This window comes from Xenorhabdus santafensis (assembly GCF_033949405.1).
Lineage (GTDB): Bacteria > Pseudomonadota > Gammaproteobacteria > Enterobacterales > Enterobacteriaceae > Xenorhabdus > Xenorhabdus santafensis.
Genome location: NZ_VCDN01000005.1, coordinates 1 through 26094, shown reverse-complemented (window position 1 = coordinate 26094; position 26094 = coordinate 1). Strand labels below are relative to the sequence as shown.

Below are 26094 nucleotides of genomic sequence, written 5' to 3'. Positions count from 1 at the left end.
CAAAGTGTACCGCTGCGAAGCAATTTGAAAATAATTGGTTATATACCCAATGAATTTCAAGTTGCATCGCGGCGGCAAGGGAATTCATCTCCGGGAGCATAGATAACTATGTAACCGGGGTGAATGAGTGCAGCCAACAAAGAGGCAACTTGAAAGACGAAGGGGATAACATTAAGAGAAAAACAAATGGCAAATAGCAACAGAATATTGATAAAAAACGCGGATGAAATAAAAAAAATGGAAATCGCGGGGCGTCTGACAGGGCAGGTGCTTGAAGCCGTCCGTCCCATCATCGTGCCGGGCATAACCACACTTGAAATCGATTCATTTTGTCATGACTACATTATCAATACTCTTGATGCCATTCCGGGAAGTTTGGGCCAATACGGTTTTCCTTATACCGCCAACACGTCGGTAAACCATGTTGTTTGTCACGGTTGGCCTTCTGATAAAAAATTAAAGAACGGGGATATTGTCAACGTCGATGTGACCGTCAAAAAAGAGGGTTATTATGGCGATAGCAGCATTACATTTTGTGTCGGTGAAGTTCCTTCCCATGCGCAGCGTTTAGTCGATGTAACGCAGGAATGCTTATATAAAGCGATTCAGATTGTGAAACCGGGGGCGACCTTGGGAGATATCGGTCATACGATACAGCAACATGCTGAAGCGAATAATTATACAGTAGTGCGTGAATATTGTGGTCACGGTATTGGCGGCACGATGCATGAAGAGCCGCAAGTTTTGCATTATGGCAAGGCAGGTGAAGGAATAGTCTTGGAAGAAGGGATGACTTTTACCATTGAGCCCATGATTAACCAAGGCAAAAAGGATATTAAGTTACATAAAGACGGCTGGACAGTGACAACGAAAGATCGTTGTCTATCGGCTCAATTTGAGCATACTATTTTGGTGACGAGTGATGGCTTCAAGGTGCTGACTTTACGGGATGAAGAGCGCGAGGCTTTCGAACATTTTCTGTCAATCCATCGTTAAACACCTCTTCCAGTACGTTAACCCAATATTGTGAATATATCGTATTGGGTTAAAATACACCTGCCGTATTTCAAGTTACAGTGTTTTTCAGCTTTGCTTACTCCAGCCACCGTTTTATAAATATGTGGTTATCTATCTTCTGGGGATTAATGTAAGCCTCCGGTCTTTTACCGGAGGGCAGCTTTAGGCCGGGCAATTCCGTCGAAAGCGGATTTGTTGTTTCTTGCCGTCGCGCTGCATCTTGAAATCCAATGGGTATATCAAATCAAGAATGTAATAAACAATTCAGCCGGCATTGCTGAGTTGATTCTATTTTAATGCGTGCTACAAATTTACAGGGTTACTATGTCTTTTTTCCAAAAAAGTAATAAATTTTCTTATTTTATTGCTCTTTTTTTACTTGTCTTCCTAATACACCAAAGTTTGGGATATCAATTAAAATTGATATATGTTTTCAGTGCCTATATGTTTTTTTTATTAATCGGTGCAATTAATAAACAACTATATGTATTCCTGATTATATTTTTTTCATTGGTAGGTGTGGCGTATACGCCAATTGGCCTCAACTATGGTTATCCCGATATCAATGCTGTAGGTTCGTTGATCTATACGAATAAGAATGAAACGTGGGAATATATCACAGGGCTTCCGCTTTCAACTTATTTAACTGCGATAGCCATTCTGGTTCTGATGGTGTTTTCAATTAAATTAAACATTACGTTATCAGGCAAAGGCAAAAAATGGTTATTTGCTCTGTTTTTCATTCCGGCTTTCTGGTCACCAGTTAAAGGGTATATTAAATCAAATTTTAGCGATAGCTCGATACTTTTGGGGATAAGCCTGCCCGAAATCCGTTTTTTCAGCGATGCTTATTCCAGCTATACACAAGTGATGTCAGAAAATAGTCGCTTTGCCAAAATCATAAAAAATCAGGATGATTGGCAGCCGGTTATCAAAGATGAAAAATATGACACATACATAATGGTCATTGGTGAAAGTGCACGAAAAGATTTCCTGCATGGTTATGGTTTTCCGATTCAAAATACGCCATGGCTAGAGAAAGCCAATGTAACCAAATTCACCCATTATATTTCTTCAGCTCCTTCAACTCAGTTATCGCTGACGAACTCTTTGGCTCTTCGCGATGCCAATGAAATTCAATTGAACAACAGTATCATTTCACTGGCGAAAAAAGCGGGGTTTGAGACATATTGGCTTTCCAACCAAGGCATGAAAGGAGGGTTTGATTCTCCGGTCGCGCTGATTGGGCAACAAGCCAATCATCATACTTTTTTAAAGGAAGGCAGTTCGGATGACCGTAGTTATATGCCAGATGAGAACTTATTGCCCTATATCCGCAATGCGTTAAAGAAACAGGATAATTCTCAGCAGGATAAAAAAAGAAAGCTGATTGTCATTCATTTAATGGGTTCACATCCACAACCTTGTGCAAGAACCAATGAACACTACACGACCTATTTTCATTCCCAAAATATCTCGTGCTATATCCAGAGTATCCAGAATACCGATAGTTTGCTGGCTGAAATTGAAAACACAGCCAATCAAAATAAATTACATTGGACGATGCTCTATTTCTCAGATCATGGGTTGTCGTTTGTCGGTAAAAACACGGATAGTGAAAATTTGACGCATGGCGATGATCATAAACAGAATTATCAAGTTCCTTTTATTGTCACGGGTTATGACTATTCCGATAAAAGTACTGTGGATGCCGATCGCAATGGTTTGCATCTGTTGCCCATGCTCGCTACATGGTTAGGCGTTATGGAGCCGCGCCTGACCTCTGAATGTAATTGGTTTTCCAACCAAGAATGTCAGGATCAACATACTGTGATTTCATTCAGCGGTGAATACAAAGACTTTACACAATTACAGGATGATGCCATCAACCTGAATTAACAAATGAACTTATAAGCAGTGAGTTACTTCACAAAACTTGCTGCATTATTCCTGTGTGTTGACCACTGATTTAAGGATTTTGACCGCTTAATAGGGAATGTAACCGCTGGCCCAGATCCTGCTAATAGTCAAAAGGAAGTTTTATATCATAGGGCAATGTGGCGAGGAGTATATACCTTTTGTGGGTGTAACTTCCTTCCGGTTATTAAGTAGCCGGTTTATGGAAAAGGAAGTAAACATTAAATAGTGACTTGCTGTTCGTCTTACCTTGGAAAGGAAGTTTTATGAACAATAATAAATTGTTAAAACACATCCCCTGGATGATATTGGGGATTATTGGCGCATTTTGCCTTGGCGTTGTCGCGCTGCGTCGGGGAGAACATGTCAGTGCGCTGTGGATCATTGTTGCATCCGTCGCGGTTTATTTGGTTGCTTATCGATACTACAGTCTTTATATCGCAACCAAGGTGATGAAACTGGATGCGACCAGAGCAACGCCTGCGGTCGTGAATAATGATGGATTGAATTATGTTCCGACCAACAAAAATGTGTTGTTTGGCCACCACTTTGCCGCCATTGCCGGGGCAGGGCCGTTGGTCGGGCCGGTTTTAGCAGCACAGGTAGGGTATCTGCCGGGAACGTTGTGGTTGTTGGCGGGTGTGGTTCTTGCCGGAGCTGTGCAGGACTTTATGGTGCTGTTCATCTCTTCCCGTCGCAACGGTTCGTCATTAGGTGAAATGGTTAAAGAAGAAATGGGGCGCGTACCGGGTACGATAGCCCTGTTTGGATGTTTCTTAATCATGATCATTATTCTGGCGGTGCTGGCCTTGATCGTTGTGAAGGCATTGGCAGAAAGCCCGTGGGGCGTATTTACAGTTTGCTCAACTGTACCAATCGCGCTTTTCATGGGGATCTACATGCGATATATCCGTCCGGGACGTGTGGGTGAAGTCTCAATCATGGGTATTTTCATGCTAGTTGCCGCCATTTGGTTTGGTGGGGTTGTGGCATCAGATCCTTATTGGGGCCCAGCATTGACTTTCAAAGACACAACCATTACATATGCATTGATTGGCTATGCTTTTGTCTCTGCATTGTTGCCGGTCTGGCTTATTCTGGCACCACGTGATTATCTGGCAACTTTCCTGAAAATCGGTGTGATTGTTGGCCTTGCGATCGGGATTGTTATCCTGAACCCTGAGCTGAAAATGCCAGCAGTAACACAATATATTGATGGCAGCGGACCGGTCTGGAAAGGGACTCTGTTCCCATTCTTGTTCATTACGATTGCCTGTGGTGCGGTGTCTGGTTTCCATGCCCTGATTTCTTCGGGAACAACACCTAAATTGCTGGCAAATGAAACCGATGCCCGTTTTATCGGTTATGGTGCCATGTTGATGGAATCATTTGTTGCGGTTATGGCGCTGGTTGCGGCTTCCATCATTGAGCCGGGCCTGTATTTTGCCATGAATACGCCCCCAGCGGCTCTGGGCATCACAATGCCTGACCTGCATAATTTGGGCACGGCAGAAGCTCCGATGATCATGGAATCTCTGAAAGAGGTAACAACCCATGCGGCGGCAACAGTCAGTTCTTGGGGCTTTGTTATTTCTCCTGACCAAATTTTGCAAACAGCAAAAGATATTGGTGAACCTTCTGTCCTGAACCGCGCTGGCGGAGCGCCTACCTTAGCGGTAGGGATCGCGCATGTATTCCATCAGATAATTCCTGCGGCGGACATGGGTTTCTGGTATCACTTCGGGATTTTGTTTGAAGCGTTGTTTATTCTGACGGCATTGGATGCCGGTACGCGTTCTGGCCGTTTCATGTTGCAAGATCTCTTGGGTAACTTTGTTCCGTTCCTCAAAAAAACCGATTCCCTGATTGCCGGCATCATTGGTACGGCAGGCTGTGTAGGCTTATGGGGCTATCTGCTGTATCAGGGTGTGGTTGATCCATTGGGCGGCGTTAAGAGCTTGTGGCCACTGTTTGGTATCTCTAACCAGATGCTGGCGGCGGCTGCGCTGGTCTTGGGTACGGTCATATTAATCAAGATGAAGCGCACCAAATACATCTGGGTAACGGTTGTTCCTGCGGTTTGGTTACTGATTTGTACGACATGGGCTTTGGGGCTGAAATTATTCAGTGATAATCCACGCCTTGAAGGTTTTCTCTTCCTTGCGAAAGAGTACAAGAAACGTATCGCTGAAGGTGGTGCTGATTTGACAGCCCAGCAAATCAGCAACATGAACCATATTGTGGTGAATAATTATACCAATGCGGGTTTAAGTGTCCTGTTCTTCGTGGTGGTATATAGCATCATTGTTTACGGTATCAAGGTTGCGATAAAGGCGAACAGAAATCCGGAGCGATCAGATAAAGAAACACCTTATGTCCCGGTTCCTGAAGGTGGGGTAAAAGTTTCCTCTACGCACTGATTTGATAGGTAATGTGATATATAACCAAGATATAAACCAAATCACGCCGTATCAGTAAACGCTATACCCCGCATAATCAGCTTTGTATTATGTGGGGTATTTTTTTGAGAACTATTTTTTGTAGGCAATGTTTTTGTAAATAACGTTTTTGCAGATAGCGTTTTTGCAAACCATGCGCTTGGAGAACAGCTATGTTTGGCAATCTTGGCCGCGCAGGCAAATATTTGGGACAGGCTGCTCGTATGTTGGTTGGTGTTCCTGATTACGATACCTATGTACAACACATGAAAGAGAATCATCCTGATCAGCCTTATATGACTTATGAAGAGTTTTTTCGTGAACGCCAAAATGCTCGCTATGGCGGTGATGGAAAAGGCGGCATGCGTTGCTGCTAGGAAACTACAAAGGTAACGCACTGAAAAAGTAATGAGCTGAAAAAGCCATGACATGGATAGGCAAAGCGATTAGCAAGCGGAAAACTAACAATGCAACCAATATCAGTTACCATCCTGACCGGTTTCTTGGGATCAGGTAAAACGACGCTGTTGCGTCATATTCTCAATGCCGAGCACGGCTATAAAATTGCGGTCATTGAAAATGAGTTTGGTGAGGTTCCCATTGATAACGAATTAATCGGTGATCGCGCGACTCAAATTAAAACATTAAGCAATGGATGTATTTGTTGTAGCCGTTCAAATGAGCTGGAAGATGCCTTGCTTGATCTGCTGGACAGTATGGATAAAGGCCAAATCTATTTTGACCGCTTGATTATCGAATGTACGGGAATGGCCGATCCCGGCCCAATCACGCAGACTTTTTTCTCCCATGAAGTCTTGTGTCAGCGTTTTTTATTGGATGGGATTATTACGTTGGTGGATGCTGCCCACGCAGATCAGCAATTAGATCGCTTTCCCATTGCTCAGGCACAGGTAGGATACGCCGATAGGGTGCTTCTGACGAAAACCGATATTGCGTCAGATCATGAGGTTTTGCTGGAACGTCTGCAACGAATTAATGTGAAGGCACCTATTTATAAAGTCATTCAGGGGGAGGCAGATTTAAGCATACTGTTCAATATTGACGGTTTCATGCTGAATGATCACCTGACTATTTCGGCACCTGTATTCCGCTTCGCCCCTAAGCAACAAAATACCATTCGGTCGATAGTGGTTAATCTATCCCATCCGGTTGAACTGGTTGCTGTTTCTGACCTAATGGAAGAGCTGTTATTGAGTTTTGCGGATAATTTGCTGCGTTACAAAGGAATATTGGCTATTAAAAATGAGTCTCGCCGCTTACTGTTTCAGGGAGTACAGCGCCTTTATAGCGCGGATTGGGATAGAGAGTGGAAGCCTGATGAAACACGGGAAAGTGTGCTGGTTTTCATTGGCATGGATTTACCGGAACAGAAAATTCGCGAAAAATTTGCGGCATTGTCCGTAAACTGATGTCCTATAAATAATGGCCTATGGAATGAATGGCTAGAGGGATCGCAGGGCATATAGAGTGCGGTATTGTCATCCCTCATCTCATATTTTTTATTGAGCAGTGAAATAATTTGTATAAATTCGCTGCTCATGTGTAAAAGGAGAATTATATATTCTCGTTATTAGATTTAATTTTATGTAAAAATAAAATTAATATTTTAACAATTGCAATACAGGGCAAATTAAATTCATACATAAACCGAATTTATCATATGTGTAAAAATAATGACTTAATTTGGGATAGGATAAATTGTTTGTTGTATTCATTTTATCTTTGTCATTCACAGGCAATCTCCACAAACGAATGAGTGGAGATTGTTACAATAACAAATCATGTTAGTGAAAAAATTTAAGGGAAAATAAACCATTCATTTCGAGTGTGTCTCCCAAATTCTGGAAAAACGTTTCACATTACTGGCGGTGTAAATGACGGTATGTGAAATGTTGCGATGCCCTAGATAATCCTGAATCAATCGTGTATCACGACCGAGGTCTGCCAGCGCGTAGCCACAGGCATGCCTTAACATATGAGGGTGTGGGGAAACACTGACTGATGCCTGTTTGCCATAACGTTTCAGTAATCCATAAACTTGTTGCCGTGAAACTGCTCCCGATTTTTGGGAAAGAAATACCCAAGGTGAATCGGCTTCCCGCCATTTTTGACGAATAATAAGCCAATTATGTAGCGCTTCAATTTCTTCTGGAATCAAAGGGTGCGTGGTAGAAAGCCCTCCTTTCAACCGCCTGATATGAATAATTGCTGAGTTTAAATCAAGATCAGATAAACGCAGATTGCACAGCTCACTTACCCTAAATCCGTGAATAAAACACATTAATAGCATGCAGTAATCCCTTTCAGCATGACGTCCTTGTTTTGTTTCTGCCAAAATTGCATCTATTTCGTATCGGGTTAAAAATTTACGTTGCTTCATGACATTATCATTCCTATGACATCAGATAGAGTAATTGTAAATCGCAAGGTATTTAAACCAATTGAATACAATAAACCACCAGTGTTTTTTGAACATGATTGATAAAATACCAGATTAATTTAATTGGAATACCGCAAATAAAAAATTCGCTGCTTCTATTCGTCATTATTTTTAATGAAAATACTAATTGAAATCGTATAAATATGTGCTGTGTGGTTCTGTCGTACAGAATGGGACAATCACAAATAGAATTCCACTCAAAAAAATCTTTCTATTGAACTTTACAACTAATTTTTTAACTTGGTTTTATTTTTAGATTTTTATTCTTACAAAGTTCCTTTTGGGTGTGGTGATTTCATATTTTTACTGCATTTACCTAAAAAAGTAAATGATTTATCTAAATCGTTTAGGTAATGGCTTTATTTTGCTTTTAAAATGATCGCTTTTGCAAGTCACTCGGTATAATATTTTGTTTAAAAATTAATATTGATTTTTTATTCTGATTTGTTTGTGTTGAAGACATAAACAAAGACGAAGTTTAAAAAGTTTAGGGGAGGGATTTTTAGATAGGGTGATTGTGTAATTTATCTCTTATTTGTATCAAATGTTATTGTTTCACAAGTTTACTATTATTGTGAATATTTAAAAAATATAATTATTACTGACGTAATTTGTCATATTTTATTCAAGAAAATTATCTTTGCTAAAAATTAAATATTATTTCACCATTTAGATGATGACTTATAGAAATTAAACATTATTGAATATGAATTTATATAGGCCAGAAAAACAACAAAAGAAAGTTTTTTGGCCTGTATAAATGAATTAAGCGAAACTGGCTTTGTGCGCCATAATTTCGATGATCTGTATATCTGTTTGTTGCATCGAATGGCGAGCCAGAGAACAGAGGTTGGCGATGGATTGATCTACGTCATCGGAAACAATGCCATCACTGCCTCGGACACAACTGCCGTCCAATGCCATTAATACGGCCTTATAGGCGGCGCTGGCACTGGTTGAAACTTTCATTGCGCAACTATTGGAAGCACCATCACAAATCATCCCACTGATATCACCGATCATGCTGCAAATTGCCATCGCGACAGGGCGATAATCTGCTTCAATCAACCATGCGATGCCCGCTGCGGCTCCCATTGAGGCGGTAGTCGCCGCACAAAGGGCAGAGAGTGTGGGTAATTTATTGTGAATATAAATCGCCATCAGGTGTGACAGCATCAAAGCCCGAGCCAATTGCTCTTTACTGCATCCCAAATGTTCAGCAACAACAACGACAGGCATCGTTGCTGCAATGCCTTGGTTGCCGGAACCTGAATTACTCATGGCGGGTAAAACCGCGCCCCCCATGCGGGCGTCTGAAGCCGCAGAAGTGCGGATCATAATGTCGGAAAGTAAATCCCGTGCCAGTAATCCTCTATCACGCTGGCGCTGTAAAGTCATGCCGATGTGTAATCCATACTGGGTCGTTAAGCCGGCCTGAGACAGAGCATCATTCAAGCGGGCCGATTCCAGTATAAAGTGGATATCTTCATAAGGTGCCTGTATTGCAAACTCATAAACCTGAAAAGCAGTGGCTTGCTTAAGGCAATATTCGGTTTCATCGGCAGACTCAGTGGAAACAGGGGATTCAGCTCGGCTAACCTGTGATGATTTATCGAAAATAACATGGCTGTTATGGACAATTTTCACAATCTGGGTGTGGCTGCCGGCGATAGTCACCGTCGCTGATTCATCCTGATAAAAGACCGTGGCTTCAGAATATAAGATTTGTTCACAAGGTTGCTGAATAGTGACGGTAACAGCACCTTGCTGTAATAATTTTTTACTTTGAACAATATGTTCTGGCGTTGCATGTTGCAAAACTTCCAAGCCCGCATCAGGATCGCCGCCCAAAGCACCCAGTGCGGCGGCAATGGGCAACCCAACCATCCCAGTGCCCGGCACAGTAACGCCCATGCCATTTTTCATTAAGTTAGGCGAAACCCGGGCGCTGATACGCTGGGCAGAGCCAGATAGATAAGACGCTGCCTTGGCCGCCGCCAGTGCCAGCGAAATAGGCTCTGTACATCCTGTTGCGGGTTTCACTTCTTTTTTGACTGCCCGGATAAATTCATTCCACAGCCGTGTGTGTTGTTTTTGACTCATACAAACAAACCTTAGTGACAAAACTGATCTGCCTTGTGTCTTTCAAGCAGCAGCGCTATTGGCTGCCCCTTGAAATTCATCAGGTATCGTAATTATTCTTCTGGATATCGCTTTCGTATATACGAATGCATTTTGTGTCAGGAGAAAGCCAGAAAAGGAGAAATGCACAACAGGAACCCGGTAAAAATAATCAGGATGAGCGATGCGCCTTTGTAGTGATGCAAACTGGGGACTTTATAGACCAGATAAGCCGGGATCAGACAGCCTACAATGCCAAATATTGGGCTACAGATGGAAGTAAAGCTCAACACTGGTGCATTCAGGATAATGGCGCTCCATGCCAGTAAAATGGCGAAAACCATGATGCCTTTTTGCACCCATTTCTCATTGATTTTTTCGGCAGGCATGATGCGACTGAGAATATTCATGGCAATTCCCTGACTCGCTTCGCGGAACCCGAGATAAACACCAAAAAAAGCCGTCATTACCGCGAAGATATTGAGCATGACACTGACAACGATTACCCATCCGCCGGGAAAGAATTGAGCGGCGATCGCCAGTGCTGAGATATTCTGCTCATAGGCTTTGACTGCTTCATCATGCCCCATTGCCAGAGTAAAAGAGATGGCATAGAAAAATACTGTCCCGAACAAGACGGCAAAGGCAATATTCATGGCCCTCAGCGCTTTGTGGCGGGCAACTTCACGATTTTTCTGATGATTGCGGTAAGAAATTACCATTGGGCTTAGCGTTTGGATAAACAAAATCGACGTGAGTGTAAAGGGTAATGTAATGATGGCTTTTTTGATCAATAGACCCATCGGGGGCAGTACACCAATATTATACAGGTGCCACATACCAATCATGGATAAACCCAATGCAGCGACAACAAATAATTTGGTCATAACCATCAGGCTGGATAGCCTGAATAATAACCGTTCCCCACGGGAAGAGATGGCAACTAAGAGGCAGATTAACACCAAGCCATAAAATGGGTTGTCTGACATCAATCCTTCGGTAACGCCAAATGTTTGCAAGTAAGATGCGCTATCATTGGTTATGGCGGTGGAATAAACGAACATCCAGATCACCAGCATAATAAAGTAGAGCACCCCCAATAAAATGCCCCAATTTTTGCCAAGGTATCCACTGATTACACTGGGATAATCTTTGCATTCTACGGATTCTGCGAGGGTATTGATGAAAAGCCGTTGAAAGAGATACATGGCTGGGTAGCCAATAATGGAGGACAGCAGGAAGACCCACAACCCCATCAGCCCGACCTGAACAGGCAAGAAAACAATTCCAGCCCCGATTGCCATGCCAATACTCATGATGACCCAACCGATGTCAGTCCGGTCAAATTTTATCGCTTGCTTCCATTCAGCTTCCGTCATGTTGGCGCGTTTGGCTGCCCGAGATAAATGGGGCATAACATCATCGTTTTTTACTGCTGTTTTCATAATAGCTCTCGCTTACATCTTTGGCATTGTAATAAGTATCGAAACAGGTACAGAGAGAAACACATCACGTAAACACTCAATAACCACTTTTTTAATAAGTGAATTATCTCGCGCTAATAGTAAAGGATCCCAAAGAGAAAAAATTTCCTTAAATATTCCACTTGGTAGGGTTTTTGAGAGAACAACTTCTTTATAAAGAAGAAATCGCTACTTATTGTTCCCAATGAAAAATGGTAAAGGGAATTGTTGTAAAAAAGAAAATAGAGAAAACTGTATCATATTGATAAATAATGTAATTTAATCTTAATGCGAAGGTATTATGAGCTTTTATGATATTAACAATTGAAACAACCTGAGCGAGAAATTGTGTACATTGTCACGCTGGCCTTCGTTCAAAACACCCTGTCAGCATTAAATCCTTTTTATTGTTAATATTATGCTTCAGTTTAGCATATTAATCTAGGTTTTTTGCCGGCAAAACTGAGTAATCAGTGCTTACAATTGAATATATTGAGTGAAAAAAACAGATCAATGTAACTAATAAGCCTTCTCTTATTATGGTTTTTATTATTTGTCATGTTTTTTAATAGACTGTTTAATGCTATTTTTAATACATATGTAATAAATATCGATTTGAAAAAATTATGATTTCTCAGTAATAAAAAATCACACAATAATATCAATTAATAATCATAATTATTAACCATCAAGATTTATAATGACATGAATATATAAAATAGCCTTTATTCTGTTTTTATAAAAATAAAACTATGTTAAAAATATTACAATTCAAAACAAATTCGCAGCGGGAAAGTTTTCGCTATATATAAATCTGAGGTGTAAGAAAACGGTATTTTTTTGATGTTATATCCTTTGCCTTAATTATTGTTTTTTTGAATATTTAAATCTATTGAATTTATAGGATTTAATTTATTCATGGCGGCTTTTTTCTTGAATAAACAAATCTACTATTTTGCTATTCCGAGGACGTTTGCATGAAAATTATTGGGATTTCTGGAGTACTGCCATCAAGATGTGTGACTAACCAAGATATCATTGAGTTAGTCGAAAAAAATTCGAAAGAGACTTTTCAGGGTGATTTAGCCAAGACCTTAAAAACAATTAACCGACTTTTGGATAAAACGGGTATTGAAAGTCGTTATTGGCTGGGTGACGGTGAAAAGCCGATGCATTTGATGGAACAAGCCTTTAATAAGGCGTTGGAACAGGCAAATATCAGTAAATCAGAAATCGATCTGTTGATTTATCCTAACGTAACCCGGGGCTTCACGGAGCCTGCAAACAGTACCTTTGTTGCCAAGGCATTGGGATTGAGCTGCCGTAATTACGATATTGTTGATGCTTGCAATGGCTGGATAACTGCAATGGATGTTATCAATAGCAAAATGAAGGCGGGGGAAATACGCCATGCAGCGATTATTAATATGGAATTTGGCATGTCAGAAGGCAGCCCGTTTACCAAAAACTTTGCCCTGAATTCAGCTGATGAATTAGCCTATAAATATCCCAGTTGTACAATCGGTGAAGCTGCCTCTGTCACAATATTGAGTAATGAATCAGCCGATAATTTTAGATTTGATTATATCAGCCGGCCTGATTTAAGTGATATATGCAATATTTCTTTGCCGGATTGGGAATTGTTCTGCAATGAAAGTGATGTTGAACTTATTGCCCCATTGGGAGGAAAGTATCAATTCAACTCTTATGGTGCAACTTTGCATGAATACGCGGGTTATGAAGTACCGAATGTATTCAGACAGCATGGGATTGATAGTCGCGATTTGCATAAGATTTTTATCCATACCGGGGCACCCAATATGTGGGCTAAATTTGGTAACGAAATTCAGGCAAAGGAAAAAATTTATCATATAGGTCAAAAAACCGGGAATATTATTACGGCTTCCATTCCATTGGCTATTGCCCATGCTTTAGAAAATGGGCAAGTGGAAAGAGATAAACTTTGTATGGGATGGGCGGGGAGTGGTGGCATGGTATTTTCTGCCTTGTCATTTAAATTATAATTCAATAATGTGTATTGGGGATAATTCAGCCAAATATTCCAAGTTAAATGAACTGACCTTTTTTTCAAAGTAATAAACAGTTTGTTTATTGGAATTGCTTTTATTATCTATTATCAGGCGGAAAAATATAAATGATTTTTCCGCTGTTTGATTTTATATCATGATATTGAAAATGACTTATCAAAATAAAACCACAATGAGACTCTGGAATTGATGATAATGGAATAAATTCATTTAAATCAAAGGAGTTATGGCTTTAAAATTGCTCAGCGCTTGAGTGTGAAAATGGCCTTCATGATTTAATTAAATAGACTTTTCTGACCGCAATATCTATTATTTGTGCGTTTCATATTATCGGTATCCGCCCGCATACCCTTACCACCTTTCAAAATGGCGTATTGTTTAAGTTGGCGCATTGTTGACGGGCCGGTAACTTGAAAGACGACAGGTATATTTAACCCTTTATTCAGGAAGGCATAATAATGAAAAGTAAATTCACATTAGCTTCGCTTTGCTTGGCTTCTCTTATGTTGGCTGGGTGCGCAACCGAATCTTCATCAACACTCCCGGTACAAAAAGTCTCCTCTTATAACACAACTTATACCGGTATTCGCAGCCCGATTGCAGTGGGTAAGTTCGAGAACCGTTCCAGCTATCAGAATGGCATTTTCTCTGATGGTGTTGACCGCTTGGGAAATCAATCAAAAACCATCCTTGTGACTCACTTGCAACAAACGGGCCGCTTCAACGTATTGGAACGCACCAATATGGCCGAATTGAAAGAAGAAGCCGGTTTGCAGGGTAAAGCGCAAAAATTGAAGGGTGCTAACTACATTATTACGGGATCAGTGACTGAATTTGGCCGTAAAGAAGTGGGTGATCACCAATTATGGGGCATTTTGGGCCGCGGTAAATCACAGGTTGCCTACGCAAAAGTGATGCTGAATGTCGTGAATGTTGAAACTTCCGAAGTTGTTTTTTCTTCCGCAGGTGCAGGGGAATATAAACTGTCCAGCCGTGAAATCATCGGGTTTGGCGGTACTTCCAGCTACGATTCTACGCTAAATGGCAAAGTATTGGATTTAGCCATTCGTGAAGCAATCAATGATTTGGTCGTTGGTATTGAAAATGGCGCATGGAAGCCAACTAATTAATTAACAGGAAAGCGAGTCGTATGTTTTTGATGAAAAAGACAGGAATGCTGTTAGGTATACTTTTATTGGCAGGATGTGCAAAAGCACCTAAAAACCTGTATGTGTGGGGTAATTATCAACCCACCCTTTATCAGTATTATCAGCAGGATAAAACCGGGCCACAAGAGCAACTTCAGGCATTGCAGAAAGTGATCGAACAAGCCAAATCGAAAAATAAACCTGTTCCGCCTGGATTGCACGCTCAAATGGGGCTGCTTTATAGCAAAACCGGTAATACGGTAGACGCTTTCCAACAGTTTGAAATAGAAAAAGCACTTTTTCCTGAATCAGCGCCTTACATGGATTTTCTGTTAAGTAAAAATAAGGGAGCAAAATGATGAACCGTTTATTTGGGGCAATCTGCGCCTTATTCTTGCTGGTCTTGGCTGGATGTGCCAAACATAAGCCCTATGATTATTCAGCGCTGAGGGAAAGCAAACCTAAATCCATTTTAGTCTTGCCTGCTGTCAATAGTTCAGTGGAAGTAAACGCCGCGGGCAGTTTTCTGTCTCAGGTCACTTATCCGTTGGCAGAATCTGGCTATTATGTTTATCCCGTTGCTGTGGTTGACGAAACATTTCGCCAGAATGGCATGACGGAAGCGCAGGATATCCAAAATCTCAGTTATAAAAAGCTGTATGACATCTTTGGTGCAGATTCCGCCCTCTATCTGAATATCACCCAGTATGGTACGCAATACCAAATCATCAACAGTGATACTCGAGTTAGCGCCACGGCCAGGCTGGTGGACTTACGCACGGGGAAACAGTTGTGGAGTGGTATCGCGACTGCATCTACCACTGAAAATAACAACAACTCAGGCGGTGGTTTGGTGGGAATGTTGATTTCAGCGGCTATCTCGCAAATCGCAAATACCGTCACGGACAGAAGCCATAGTATTGCAGGCATTACCAGTAAACGCTTGCTGAGTGCCGGGGGATATAGTCGTTTGCTGTATGGGCCGCGCTCTCCGCTCTATGGCAAAGAAAAACCATAAGTTTTGATTGAAATAAAAATGCCGCAAATATATCTGCGGCATTTTTTTATGTTTTTATCTATACCCTTCGTCTTTCAAATTGCCTCTCGATCTTTTGGCCGGGAAAATTCGTTCTTGATGAATTTATCATTCCTTTGCCGCGGCGATGCAACTTGAAATTCACTGGCCACAAATCAAACATCTAGCCGTTTGGTTTGCCATTTTTTAGATTTCCAGCGCCAGGCATTAACCAAGCCCCGCACCCATTCATCACAGAAGAACCCGATCCAAATCCCTAAGATCCCCATACCCATGGTAATCCCTAAAAAATAACCAAGAGGAATAGAAATGCCCCACATGAAAATGATGGCGGTATAAAGTGGGAAGCGCGCATCACCGGAAGCGCGCAGGGCGTTGACCATCACTATATTGAAAGTACGCCCCGGCTCCAAAAAGACGGAAAGCAGGAACAGCGGCAGCAGCAGTTCGATGATCTTCTTATCATCCGTCATGAGATTGAGGAGAGGTTCCCGGAAAACCCAGAATGCCAGAACGACCCCCACCGTGACGATAACGCCGATCCGCAGGCTTTTTAACCCGCGGATATAAGCATCCTCAAAGCGTTTGGCCCCAACAAGGTGCCCGACCATAATCTCGTTGCCAATGCTGGTAGAAATACCAAACAGCATGATGAACAGCGACAACTGGAAATACAATGTCTGCGCGGCCAGAGATGTTTCACCCATCAGGCCGATAAATGCCTGAGCGGTCATATATTGCAGGATCCAGACTAAATTTTCACCTGCGGCTGGCAATCCGATATGCAAAATTTTGCCCAGCATATTTTTAGACCATCGAATTAGCTGCATGGGCTCGAATTTGATATTTAAACCGCCAAACAGCAACCCGAAAAGTAAAATAATCGCGACGGTACGGCCAAATACCGTAGACCACGCAACGCCTTCCAGCCCATATTGAGGCAAGCCGAAGAACCCATACAGCACAATCATATTACCGACGATGGTAAGCAAATTGGCAACCAGCGTGACATACATAGAGGCTTTTGATTTACCATAAACCCGCAGGCAAGCTGCCAGAATGATTGAAATTGCTTCGGGAATGAGGCAGATACCGAGGACATGCAGATAAGCAAACCCGTCATCCATCAGGTTTTCCGGCAAATTCATAATATGCAGGATCTTATAACCGAAAAAGATGGTGATCAGGGCACAGCTAAAACCCAGCACAAAATTGAACGCGATAGAAATATGGATTGCCTGACTGGCCTTCTCACGCTTTCCGGAACCCAAATATTGTGCGATGACGACACTACAACCTACGCTGATAAAGTTGAAAATTGTAATGAAAAGGTCAAAAACATGATTACCCACCCCCATCGCTGCGAGGTAAGAAGAGGAAATATGGCTGACCATGTACGTATTAATTAATAACGTCGCCATATGTAGAAAAATATCAATAAAGATTGGCCAGCTTAATGAAAAAAGCGAGCGATCAACAACATCAGACTGATGCATTGTAAAACCTATTTATTTGAAGTGAGATGAATCGTTTTTATGGTATGAGCCCCATAAAGTGTAGGCGATTCTACAGGGTTTATTAGGGGGTTGATAGGCAGTATAAGCAATTTATCTTGTTGGTATAATGGAAGATTTTGGGCTGAAAAAAACGCCTGCGACGATTGTCTTAGGCGTTTAATATTGCAGTATTGTACTTTTTAACGAACTTAATTTTGTACACCATTATCTAAAATAAACATTCCGATTGGATGAATTTTCAGATAATAAATTTCACCCAACTCAGGCTGTACTTGAGTGGCGTTGACTTGCAATAATAATGTTTTCCCATACCAATCAACCGTGACTTCATATTGTGAGCCCATATAGGCAACATGCTTAATTTTACAGCGTTGACATTCATTTCCTTGCGGGTTCAGCGTAATTGCTTCAGGGCGAACACCAACGGTAATGGATGTTTGTGTCGTGGTGAAATTAGCAGGGCGCGGCAGACGATACTGGAAAATGTCTACATAACCTGGGCCTTGTGTGGCAGGTAAGATATTGGCATCACCCATAAAATTCGCCATAAATTCCGATGCTGGTTGTCTATAAAGCGATTGTGGCAATCCCATTTGCATGATTTTACCTTTATTCATCACTAAAACGGTGTCAGATACGGCAAATGCTTCAGTTTGATCATGTGTTACGTAGAGTGACGTGATGTTGAATTTTTGCTGCAATTCACGGATTTTTTCACGCATATTGCGACGGAGATTAGCATCAAGATTACTGAGTGGCTCATCGAATAACAACACCTTTGGCTTGAGGATTAGAGCACGGGCCAAAGCGACACGCTGCTGCTGACCACCAGATATCTGATCAACATAACGATCTTCAAACCCTCCCAAATCGACTAATTCCAAAGCTTCATTGACACGATCACGAATTTCAGCTTTGGAGTATCCCAACATTTTTAACCCATAACCGATGTTCTCTCCCAAAGACATATGCGGAAAAAGGGCATAGGACTGAAATACCATACAAATATCCCGTTGTTGGATAGAGCGGTCAGTAACATCTTCCCCATCAATGAGAATATTCCCGGAAGTGGGTTTTTCCAACCCGGCAACTAGCCTTAATACGGTTGTCTTACCGCATCCCGATGGTCCCAATAACGTGACCATATTACCTTGTGGGATTGATAAATTAAGTGAATCAATTATAGTGTTGCCATTGAACCGCTTGGTTACATTTTTTAATTCGACAAAATGTTTCTGTGCCATATCGCCACTCCGTGATTACTGGCTATTTTTAGCTCTTGAGCGAGAAGTACGCGCTTCGCCAACTAAATAATCAAATAGGAAAATTACCGCTAACATGACCACTATCAAAATAGAACCATAAGCAATGGCCAGACCATATTCACCATCTTCAACGCGATTCAGAATATAGGCAGTGGCTACACGTGTATCTGGTGTCACCAAAAACACAATGGCACTGACTGTGGTAATAGCGCGAACAAAACTGTAAATCAAAGCGGATAAGAGTGCAGGACGCAAAAGAGGCAACAGAATATTCAGGATTGTTCTCATCGATCCCGCTCGCAGGCTGAGAGAGGCTTCATCCAATGATTTGTCTATCTGACCAAGCCCGGCAATACCAGCACGAATACCAACAGGTACGTTCCGCATTGTCATGGATATGATAATAATGAACGCAGTCCCAGTAAGGTAAAATGGCGCATCATTGAATGCCAAGAGATAAGATATTCCTGCAACTGTACCGGGAACAGCGAAACAGAGCATTGTTGTGAATTCAATGACTTTCTTGCCGCGGAATTGCTGGCGTACCATGATATAAGCAATTAGCAGACCGAAAATTGCGGTAATTGGCGCAGCAATGCCAGCATATAACAGCGTATCAAGAAGGGAAGGCCATGCGCCATCATTCATTCCCTGACCGAATAGCGTAATGAAGTTATCTAGCGTTAATGTGTAATCTACTCCCCAGTTAACCGTGAAGCTGCCATAGAAAATACTGCCATAGAGTAATATATTGAATATCACCCAAATAAATAGAATGCTACAAACAATCCAAACCAGTGACATAGGTAACGGTTGTACATCTCCACGGTAGGATTTGCCAGAAACGGTTACATAGGAACGTTTGCCGATCCAGAGGTATTGAATACAGAAAATCAGGAGCGAGAAGATGAGCAAAGATGCACCTAGAGTACTGGCGGCTTGATAATCAAGCTGGGAACCCGTGATATAGAAATAAATCTGGGTAGCCAACACATCAAAATTTCCCCCCAAAACCAGTGGATTACTGAAATCAGCCAGAGATTGAACGATCACAATCAAAAATGCATTAGCAAGGGCGGGTTTCAGTAATGGCATAAAGACGTAGAAGAAAGTTTGATAGCGGTTGGCTCGCAGAGTATAAGAAGCTTCTTCCAGAGAAGGATGGATTGTTTTGATGGCACCATCCAAAATCATGAATGCCATTGGTGTAAAAGCCAACACTTGGGCTAGCCAAATTCCCGTAAAGCCATATAGCCAATTTGTATTAGTTAATCCAAACCATATAGACAAGAACTCGGTGATATAACCGGATCGCCCCATCATGAGCGTCACCCCCAATCCTACAACAAAGGGGGGAGTGACAATCGGTAAGATGGAAAATATCCGTCCGATAATGGCGGAACGCTTGGCAATTCTGGCGGTGTAAATTGCCAATATCAATCCAAAAAATGTACAACCAAGGCCAACAGAGACAGACAGCAATACTGAATTAGTAATAATTTTCAGAATATGGGATTGTCTGAGTATTGATAGAAACTCGAATGGTGCGAATTGCCCTGATTCATCCGTAAACATCGGAATAAAGATGGCGATGCTGGGAAACAGAATAAACACGCCAACTAACGCAATAATCGATACCAACGAGCCAATAACAAAACTATCACCTCCCAGCCAATCCAGACGAGATAAAGCGAGCGTAATAATTGCTCCCAATGCGATGAACAAGATGATAGTAGAATAGCCAAGTCCTCGTCCGGCCAGGGCCGCAGTAGTAATAATAAACAGCACACATAGCAAGGAATACCCGGCATCTAAATAATGACGATGACGTGTATCACGATTGGCGGAGATACGTGGGCGAAATAGCAGTACTGACGGGAGTAGGAACCACAATATGCTGATATTGAGACTATGCCAGCCGTAGGCGGTTAGAATTTCTTCTCTTGTTGAGTCAAACAGGCCGTAATCCAGGCTCCATGATGGCAGCAAAGCAAATGACATCCATGCCAGCAAAACCCACCAGAAAACAGAATCCCGCCCCTGCTTGTGTTGCAAGGTAAGGGTACAAGACATAACTCCCCCAATAAAATCTCACAAAGAAAATACATAAATTGCATAGACAGGCAGTGAGTACCTATTTTATTCACTACCTGAATAACTGTTCTTGATATTTAGGACTTTATTTCCCCATTTTTACTTCAGTGAGCCATTTATTAATTAATCCCTTACGCATTTCATTGGAGCCATATTTATTCATGTCATAGTTGATGAGATTCAATTCAGAGGGATTTAAAGTTATAGGAGAAGCTTCTGCCGTGGTATTAGTGAGGATCTGGTAAGAGTGGCCTTTTTTCCAACTCAACTCTTGAGCTTCTTTGGACAAGACCCAATCAACAAACAATTTGGCATTATCTAAGTTACGAGCGTTTTTTAGGATGCTGACCCCACCAATTTCATAACCAGTGCCTTCACAAGGAGAAATTAGTTTCATGGGAGCGCCATTTTCAACTTCTAGAGAATAATCATGCAGGAAGCCAATTCCAATGGCTGTTTCACCGCGGGCTGTATTTCGTGCGGGGGCAATACCTGATTTAGTGTATTGCGAAATATTGTTATTTAATTTTTTGAGATAATCAAAAGCCTCATCTTCTCCCCACAATTGAATAAACGTTGCAAGGGCAGTATAGGACGTACCAGAACTTTGTGGGTCAGCAATCTGAATTTCACCTTGGTATTCTGGTTTGGTCAGATCTTTCCAGCATGTTGGTATAGAAAGTTTTTTTTCTTTCAAGCGCTCTGTATTTACACCAAAACCAAGAATTCCCATATAAACTGCGGAAGAGTAGTTGCCTTTACGCTTTGCAGGGTCACGAAATTGAGGCATGATCTGGGATAAATTTAAAGATTTATAGGGTTGCAGGAGCCCCATTTCACCCGCCTGAGAATGGGGATCAAGTGTACCGCCATACCATACATCTGCCTGTGGATTACGCTTTTCGGCTTCAATTTTGGCTAATGTGCTGCCAGTGCCATTGCGGATAAATGTGGTTTTAACATCATATTTTTCGCTGAAGGCTCGGGTTTCTGTTTCGCACAGTGAATTAGTACCACTGCAATAAACAATTAATCGGCCTGCTGCTTGGGCTGCGTTACTCATAGTAACGGCTGTGAGCCCTACTGCTATTAATGCTGAGAGGTAATTGAATTTCATGAACGATGTCCTGTGTCCAGTATTTTTATCTAGGGTAAATGAATATGAATGTTAATAAATGCAACTCGTATTGTTAGTTTTTAAAAATAGAGTTCACATGATTTATTCGCAGGACATCATGATAAGGTTAACAAGCTTATGCAAATGAATAGATTAAATTTGCAAACTAGATAACAATTTTAATAATTTCATAGAATGGTTTTTTATCTTTCATTATATTTAATAATGTTAAATAATGACTGATTTTCATTTATTTTATTTATTTATCTAATTTCGAATAATTGATGTGTTATTTTGATTTTTTTTCTTTTGTTAGATTGTTATTGTGAAAATTTGTTATTTTGTAGTTTTTAAAACCATGCTCATGATTATTGTTTTAAAGGTAATTATGTTTTTCATTTTATAAATTTATAAAATAATATAATTATTTTTGTGAAGGAATATGTTTGTCATGGATTACTACAAGATGTGTTGGAGTTCAATTTATTCATGAAAGTGTTGGCTAAACGTAGATGCCAGCCATTTTTTTTATAACATGATTGTTGTTTTTTGATGAGGTAAGGCGAAAAAGTTAATTTATAAGCTTTGCTATCTCATTATTTTATCTAATGAGTAATTATAATTGAGTACATCTTAACTCTTTTAGTGATGTATCTATTTAGTGTATTGGCATGCAGTTATAGAAAATAGTTTTTACATGATCTTTATAAAATCTTTTAGTCATATTATCGGGAGGTATCATTACTTCTTTTAGCCTTTCACTAACTCCATAAAATATGAGAAGCACGCCCTTGGCGTAGGTTATTAAATCAGATGTTTTTATTGTGATTTATTAATGTTAGCCATGAGCAATGGCATCAGTAGTAGTCCCATTAATGCAGCAGCTACAGTAAGCAAAGCAAACATCCCAGACCAGTCATAGTATCTAATTATTTGACTTAGTGGCCAGCCTGCAATAGCTGCACTGAGATAAGCATATAAACCTAAATACCCAGTAACAGTACCCGCTGCTTTTTTGTGACAGTTTTCTGTTGCTGCTAATCCAATTAGCATTTGTGGGCCAAAAACAAAAAAACCGATGCTGAAAATACAAATGGATAATAGGATATCGTTTTGTATAGGAACCAGCCAAAGCGCGGTTACGGAAAAAAATAACCCAATAGAAAATAGAAAGATCATAGGAACCCTCTGGCTACGAAAGAATAAGTCTGATCCCCATCCGGAAAAAAGCGCACCTAGTAAGCCACCTAACTCAAACAGTGAAAGGGTAACGCTCGTGCTGAATAAATTAGTCCCTTGTTTTTCTGATAACCATAGGTTTCCCCAATCATGTATCGCTATTCTAATGAAATAAACAAGAATATAAGAACAACCAAGAAGCCAAATGGTACGGTTAAACAAAATGGTTTCTTTGAGAATTTTCATCATTGCCATAGGTACAGATAATTGCTCTTGTTTCAGCTCCATTGCATCTTGTCGCCAATTTCCAACACTGGGTAAACCATGTTCTTGTGGTGTGCCAGGCAATCTTTTGCATAACCAAATTCCCACTATAATACTGATGGTTCCAGTGAGTATTAAGGCAGCTCGCCAGCTATAAAGAGTAGTAAGAAATGCTGACAGAAGCGTTAGAAGTATCCCGCTTATATTGATAGAAATATTCCAGCATCCCCACCAAAATCCACGCTCATTTCGGGAATACCAATGGGATAATAAACGTGCGCATGGAGGCCAGCCCCATCCTTGAAAAAGGCCATTTAATGTCCAAACAATCAACACTGCTGTCAGTGATGAGCAAAATGTAAAAATGATATTAAGTATGCCGGTTATGCATAGTCCTACTCCCATAAACCAACGGTAACCAGTATGATCATGGAAAATACCTGATATAAATTTTGAACAGCCATAAGCAATATAAAATAAGCTTGCTATCCAACCAATATCATCTTTGTCTAGTGTTAATTCCACCTGCATGTCAGGCATGGCAACACTTAGGCTGTTGCGTGTCAGTTGAAATGCTGCATAACCAATGATCATCGATATCAACAAATGATTTCTCCAATAGCGATAGTTTTGTGAAATTTGTTCATTGCTATTGGGTTGCATAATAAATCTCCATAAAGATAAATAAACGATATAAACTTCTTAAGTTATGGTTTTAATACATTAGAAATAATTTTTGATAATTTAATACACTCATCTGAATTTGTGGGTAAATTAACAACAATATGAGTGCCTTGTTGGGTATTTAAATTCCAATTACCACCAAGTACACGAACGCGTTCTTCTACACCTTTTAGGCCAAATCCTGTATGTTTTTTATCATCTATGATGCCAATTCCATTATCACTGACTTTAAGTTGGATGAAATTTTCTTTTTGATTTAATGAAATCGTAATCAGGCTGGCGTTGGCATGTTTACTGATGTTATTCAATAATTCTTGAACCAACCGATAAATAGTTAAAGTGATGGTGCTATTTTTTAGTTCTTGTGAAAGTTGGTAATCAAACTGACAAACAATATTTTGTTCTTCGAAAGCGAATTCATTTACTAAATGACGAAGAGCTTGCTCAAATGACATTTCGTCTAAAGCAGGAGGACGCAGTTCACGTAGTAATTGACGAGTGGCTTGATGAATCTGCTGGGATAGATATTTAATTTGTTCCGCTGCTTTGATTACCTGGGGTGAGTTTGCAGTACGTTTCACTAAAGTTGACTGGATCTGAATTGCAGTGATGTTTTGCCCAATTTCATCATGTAATTCTCTGGCAATATCTTTTCGGATTTCTTCTTCAATATGTACTAGATTTTGCATCAAGGTATAGCGTGCGATTAATTCTTTTTCTAAAAGAGCACGATAGTGATTGAGATTACTGGCTAGTTGTTGCTGACGACTGATAGCTATACCAAGCCCGATACCCAGTAAGGCCTGAGTGGTTAAAAAGATTTCTAGCTCTTGCAGTTCACTGAATGAACCGCTGGATTGACGAGCAAAAGCGACTATCAAACTTCCTAATAAAGCAGAGAAAACGCCTCCTTGCCAACCATACCGATAAGCCATAAAGACATTCGGAATAAAAACTAAAATTGATAAAAGCCCTTCAATTTTAGGTGATAAAAAGAAAGGCCCGCTGACGCCTAATAAGCTAAATAGAAAACACCACATCAAAAAAGATGAACGCAATTGTGGGTAGAGTGAATCATCTATGATGTGATCGTTTTTTAAACTTTGTTCGTATAAATAAATATAAATAAGATAAACAAAAGGAGATAAAAGTACTCCTCCAGTGATTGAAGCAAGGAAAAAAAGATTTACTTTAGATAAAAATACAAAACTTAAAAAAAGAGTTTGTAAGAGGCTGTTGGCAATGACACCAATTAACAGGATAGAAAGTTGCTGCCAATAAAGTGAATAATGTTTCCATATTCGCTGAATTATCAATACAGGAATTAAACTAATAACAGGAGAAAATAGTATACATGAGTTTATAATTAGCTGCTCGTGAATTAACCATGCCAGGATGCTGGTTTCACTGATAATTAGTATCGGCAGGTGCCTCTTCCATAACAAAATCATGAGTACCAGTCGTAATCCTTGGGGCAATAAAAGAACAGCTTGTTGCCCGTCTTCATGTAAGTAAAAACTAATGATCCAAAGAGATATCCAACTAATTGAGTAAAAAATGAGTATAAATAAAGATTCTAAACTAAAACGGACTTTCCAATTCATTTACTAACCTGTAATGATTTGATGTTGTAATGCATAATGAACAAGTTCAATAGTGGATTCACAGTGTAATTTACTAAGAATATTTGCACGATGGACATGAACAGTTTTAGGGCTCAATTTAAGTTGTTCAGCAATATTTTTTACGCTAATTCCATTAACTAGCAGATTAAATATTTCTTTTTCTCGTGATGTGAGTATTTGCAATGCATTAATTTCTTGCGGTTTTTGGCGTAAAGCTTTTAGTGCATCGGCACAGAGATAAATTTCACCTTTATGGACAGAACGTACAGCCTGAATCAATTCCTCCGGCCCGCAACACTTCGTTAAATAGCCTCGTGCACCTGCGTCAAGAGCGCTTTGTACCAAAGAAGCAGTATCATAAATACTGAGCATGATAGTTCGAAAATCAGGATATTTTGGACGTAACCGAGTCAGAAGCTGCAACCCACTTTCTTGGGGCATGGAAATATCCATGATGACAACATCAATGTTTTTTTTCAGCAGATCTTCCCATGCTTCATCGGCACTACTGTACTGACCGACGACAGTAATATCATCTTCAAGTGTCAATAATTGAGCAAAACCTGAGCGGACAACAACATGGTCATCAATGAGGGCGATTTTTATCTTCATTTTAATTGTAGGGGATTTATTATAAATTCAATTTTATATAATAGTGTTCATAAAAGAAAAATCATGCAAATAAATGAATTAAATTTGT

The 26094-nt window shown here is 40.5% G+C and carries 18 protein-coding genes and 1 pseudogene; 9 read left to right on the top strand and 10 right to left on the bottom strand.

Features of this window, described 5'->3' with window-relative positions; translation table 11 throughout:
• The first annotated feature begins 186 nt into the window (after positions 1 to 186).
• The 5 genes from map (at position 187) to yjiA (ending at position 6802) form a co-directional block, all read left to right on the top strand.
• Positions 187 to 996: a type I methionyl aminopeptidase gene (map, locus tag FE392_RS01275; RefSeq protein ID WP_319928422.1), complete on the top strand. Its 810-nt coding sequence runs from the start codon at positions 187 to 189 to the stop codon at positions 994 to 996.
• Between the two features lie 465 nt (positions 997 to 1461).
• Entirely contained in the window at positions 1462 to 2916 is a 1455-nt protein-coding gene (locus FE392_RS01270; protein WP_319928421.1) for a phosphoethanolamine transferase, read from the top strand.
• A 284-nt stretch (positions 2917 to 3200) separates the two neighbouring features.
• On the top strand, positions 3201 to 5354 hold the full coding sequence (locus tag FE392_RS01265) for a carbon starvation CstA family protein (RefSeq protein WP_319928420.1): 2154 nt from the start codon (positions 3201 to 3203) through the stop codon (positions 5352 to 5354).
• Positions 5355 to 5545: 191 nt separating this feature from the next.
• On the top strand, positions 5546 to 5749 hold the full coding sequence (locus FE392_RS01260; protein ID WP_092513662.1) for a YbdD/YjiX family protein: 204 nt from the start codon (positions 5546 to 5548) through the stop codon (positions 5747 to 5749).
• A gap of 90 nt (positions 5750 to 5839) precedes the next feature.
• Entirely contained in the window at positions 5840 to 6802 is a 963-nt protein-coding gene (gene yjiA, locus FE392_RS01255) for a GTPase (RefSeq protein ID WP_319928419.1), read from the top strand.
• Positions 6803 to 7209: 407 nt separating this feature from the next.
• On the opposite strand, the pseudogene FE392_RS01250 reads toward yjiA, so the two are convergent.
• The 3 genes and pseudogenes from FE392_RS01250 to FE392_RS01240 all read right to left on the bottom strand — a co-directional run.
• A pseudogene (locus tag FE392_RS01250) lies at positions 7210 to 7776 on the bottom strand (tyrosine-type DNA invertase); the annotation flags it as partial.
• Positions 7777 to 8598: 822 nt separating this feature from the next.
• Positions 8599 to 9936, bottom strand: coding sequence for an L-cysteine desulfidase family protein (locus FE392_RS01245; RefSeq protein WP_319928418.1), 1338 nt, complete (start codon positions 9934 to 9936; stop codon positions 8599 to 8601).
• Positions 9937 to 10073: 137 nt separating this feature from the next.
• Positions 10074 to 11399: an SLC5/6 family protein gene (locus FE392_RS01240; RefSeq protein ID WP_319928417.1), complete on the bottom strand. Its 1326-nt coding sequence runs from the start codon at positions 11397 to 11399 to the stop codon at positions 10074 to 10076.
• 995 nt (positions 11400 to 12394) lie between these two features.
• On the opposite strand from FE392_RS01240, the gene FE392_RS01235 reads away from it, so the two are divergent.
• From FE392_RS01235 to FE392_RS01220, 4 genes are all read left to right on the top strand, one after another.
• On the top strand, positions 12395 to 13441 hold the full coding sequence (locus FE392_RS01235; protein WP_319928416.1) for a 3-oxoacyl-[acyl-carrier-protein] synthase III C-terminal domain-containing protein: 1047 nt from the start codon (positions 12395 to 12397) through the stop codon (positions 13439 to 13441).
• Between the two features lie 482 nt (positions 13442 to 13923).
• The gene (locus tag FE392_RS01230; RefSeq protein WP_319928415.1) at positions 13924 to 14595 is read left to right on the top strand and encodes a CsgG/HfaB family protein; all 672 of its coding nucleotides are present in this window, start codon (positions 13924 to 13926) and stop codon (positions 14593 to 14595) included.
• 20 nt (positions 14596 to 14615) lie between these two features.
• Positions 14616 to 14972 (top strand): DUF4810 domain-containing protein, encoded by a 357-nt coding sequence (locus FE392_RS01225; RefSeq protein WP_319928414.1) that lies wholly within the window; start codon positions 14616 to 14618, stop codon positions 14970 to 14972.
• Positions 14972 to 15631, top strand: coding sequence for a DUF799 domain-containing protein (locus tag FE392_RS01220; RefSeq protein ID WP_319928423.1), 660 nt, complete (start codon positions 14972 to 14974; stop codon positions 15629 to 15631). The genes FE392_RS01225 and FE392_RS01220 overlap by 1 nt, the downstream gene beginning before the upstream one ends.
• Before the next feature lie 173 nt (positions 15632 to 15804).
• On the opposite strand, the gene FE392_RS01215 is transcribed toward FE392_RS01220, so the two are convergent.
• The 7 genes from FE392_RS01215 to FE392_RS01185 form a co-directional block, all read right to left on the bottom strand.
• On the bottom strand, positions 15805 to 17145 hold the full coding sequence (locus FE392_RS01215) for an MATE family efflux transporter (RefSeq protein WP_319928413.1): 1341 nt from the start codon (positions 17143 to 17145) through the stop codon (positions 15805 to 15807).
• A gap of 209 nt (positions 17146 to 17354) precedes the next feature.
• Complete coding sequence (fbpC, locus tag FE392_RS01210) at positions 17355 to 18410, bottom strand: ferric ABC transporter ATP-binding protein (RefSeq protein WP_319928412.1); 1056 nt, start codon at positions 18408 to 18410, stop codon at positions 17355 to 17357.
• Positions 18411 to 18425: 15 nt separating this feature from the next.
• Complete coding sequence (locus FE392_RS01205; RefSeq protein ID WP_319928411.1) at positions 18426 to 20504, bottom strand: ABC transporter permease; 2079 nt, start codon at positions 20502 to 20504, stop codon at positions 18426 to 18428.
• A 106-nt stretch (positions 20505 to 20610) separates the two neighbouring features.
• The gene (locus tag FE392_RS01200) at positions 20611 to 21642 is read right to left on the bottom strand and encodes an ABC transporter substrate-binding protein (protein WP_319928410.1); all 1032 of its coding nucleotides are present in this window, start codon (positions 21640 to 21642) and stop codon (positions 20611 to 20613) included.
• A gap of 819 nt (positions 21643 to 22461) precedes the next feature.
• Positions 22462 to 23748, bottom strand: a complete 1287-nt coding sequence (gene uhpC / locus FE392_RS01195) for an MFS transporter family glucose-6-phosphate receptor UhpC (protein WP_319928409.1) — start codon at positions 23746 to 23748, stop codon at positions 22462 to 22464.
• A 44-nt stretch (positions 23749 to 23792) separates the two neighbouring features.
• A complete protein-coding gene (locus FE392_RS01190; protein WP_319928408.1) occupies positions 23793 to 25373 on the bottom strand; it encodes an MASE1 domain-containing sensor histidine kinase in 1581 nt (526 codons plus the stop codon).
• A 3-nt stretch (positions 25374 to 25376) separates the two neighbouring features.
• On the bottom strand, positions 25377 to 26006 hold the full coding sequence (locus tag FE392_RS01185; RefSeq protein ID WP_319928407.1) for a response regulator: 630 nt from the start codon (positions 26004 to 26006) through the stop codon (positions 25377 to 25379).
• Between the last annotated feature and the right edge of the window lie 88 nt (positions 26007 to 26094).

Bases quoted from the DNA above. Each gene is read 5' to 3' on its own strand.
- FE392_RS01205 (WP_319928411.1), bottom strand. From the start codon at position 20,504: ATGTCTTGTACCCTTACCTTGCAACACAAGCAGGGGCGGGATTCTGTT.
- FE392_RS01220 (WP_319928423.1), top strand. From the start codon at position 14,972: ATGAACCGTTTATTTGGGGCAATCTGCGCCTTATTCTTGCTGGTCTTG.
- FE392_RS01230 (WP_319928415.1), top strand. From the start codon at position 13,924: ATGAAAAGTAAATTCACATTAGCTTCGCTTTGCTTGGCTTCTCTTATG.
- FE392_RS01225 (WP_319928414.1), top strand. From the start codon at position 14,616: ATGTTTTTGATGAAAAAGACAGGAATGCTGTTAGGTATACTTTTATTG.
- map (WP_319928422.1), top strand. From the start codon at position 187: ATGGCAAATAGCAACAGAATATTGATAAAAAACGCGGATGAAATAAAA.
- FE392_RS01265 (WP_319928420.1), top strand. From the start codon at position 3,201: ATGAACAATAATAAATTGTTAAAACACATCCCCTGGATGATATTGGGG.
- yjiA (WP_319928419.1), top strand. From the start codon at position 5,840: ATGCAACCAATATCAGTTACCATCCTGACCGGTTTCTTGGGATCAGGT.
- FE392_RS01190 (WP_319928408.1), bottom strand. From the start codon at position 25,373: ATGAATTGGAAAGTCCGTTTTAGTTTAGAATCTTTATTTATACTCATT.
- FE392_RS01240 (WP_319928417.1), bottom strand. From the start codon at position 11,399: ATGAAAACAGCAGTAAAAAACGATGATGTTATGCCCCATTTATCTCGG.
- fbpC (WP_319928412.1), bottom strand. From the start codon at position 18,410: ATGGCACAGAAACATTTTGTCGAATTAAAAAATGTAACCAAGCGGTTC.
- FE392_RS01245 (WP_319928418.1), bottom strand. From the start codon at position 9,936: ATGAGTCAAAAACAACACACACGGCTGTGGAATGAATTTATCCGGGCA.
- FE392_RS01235 (WP_319928416.1), top strand. From the start codon at position 12,395: ATGAAAATTATTGGGATTTCTGGAGTACTGCCATCAAGATGTGTGACT.
- FE392_RS01200 (WP_319928410.1), bottom strand. From the start codon at position 21,642: ATGAAATTCAATTACCTCTCAGCATTAATAGCAGTAGGGCTCACAGCC.
- FE392_RS01215 (WP_319928413.1), bottom strand. From the start codon at position 17,145: ATGCATCAGTCTGATGTTGTTGATCGCTCGCTTTTTTCATTAAGCTGG.
- FE392_RS01185 (WP_319928407.1), bottom strand. From the start codon at position 26,006: ATGAAGATAAAAATCGCCCTCATTGATGACCATGTTGTTGTCCGCTCA.
- FE392_RS01270 (WP_319928421.1), top strand. From the start codon at position 1,462: ATGTTTTTTTTATTAATCGGTGCAATTAATAAACAACTATATGTATTC.
- FE392_RS01260 (WP_092513662.1), top strand. From the start codon at position 5,546: ATGTTTGGCAATCTTGGCCGCGCAGGCAAATATTTGGGACAGGCTGCT.
- uhpC (WP_319928409.1), bottom strand. From the start codon at position 23,748: ATGCAACCCAATAGCAATGAACAAATTTCACAAAACTATCGCTATTGG.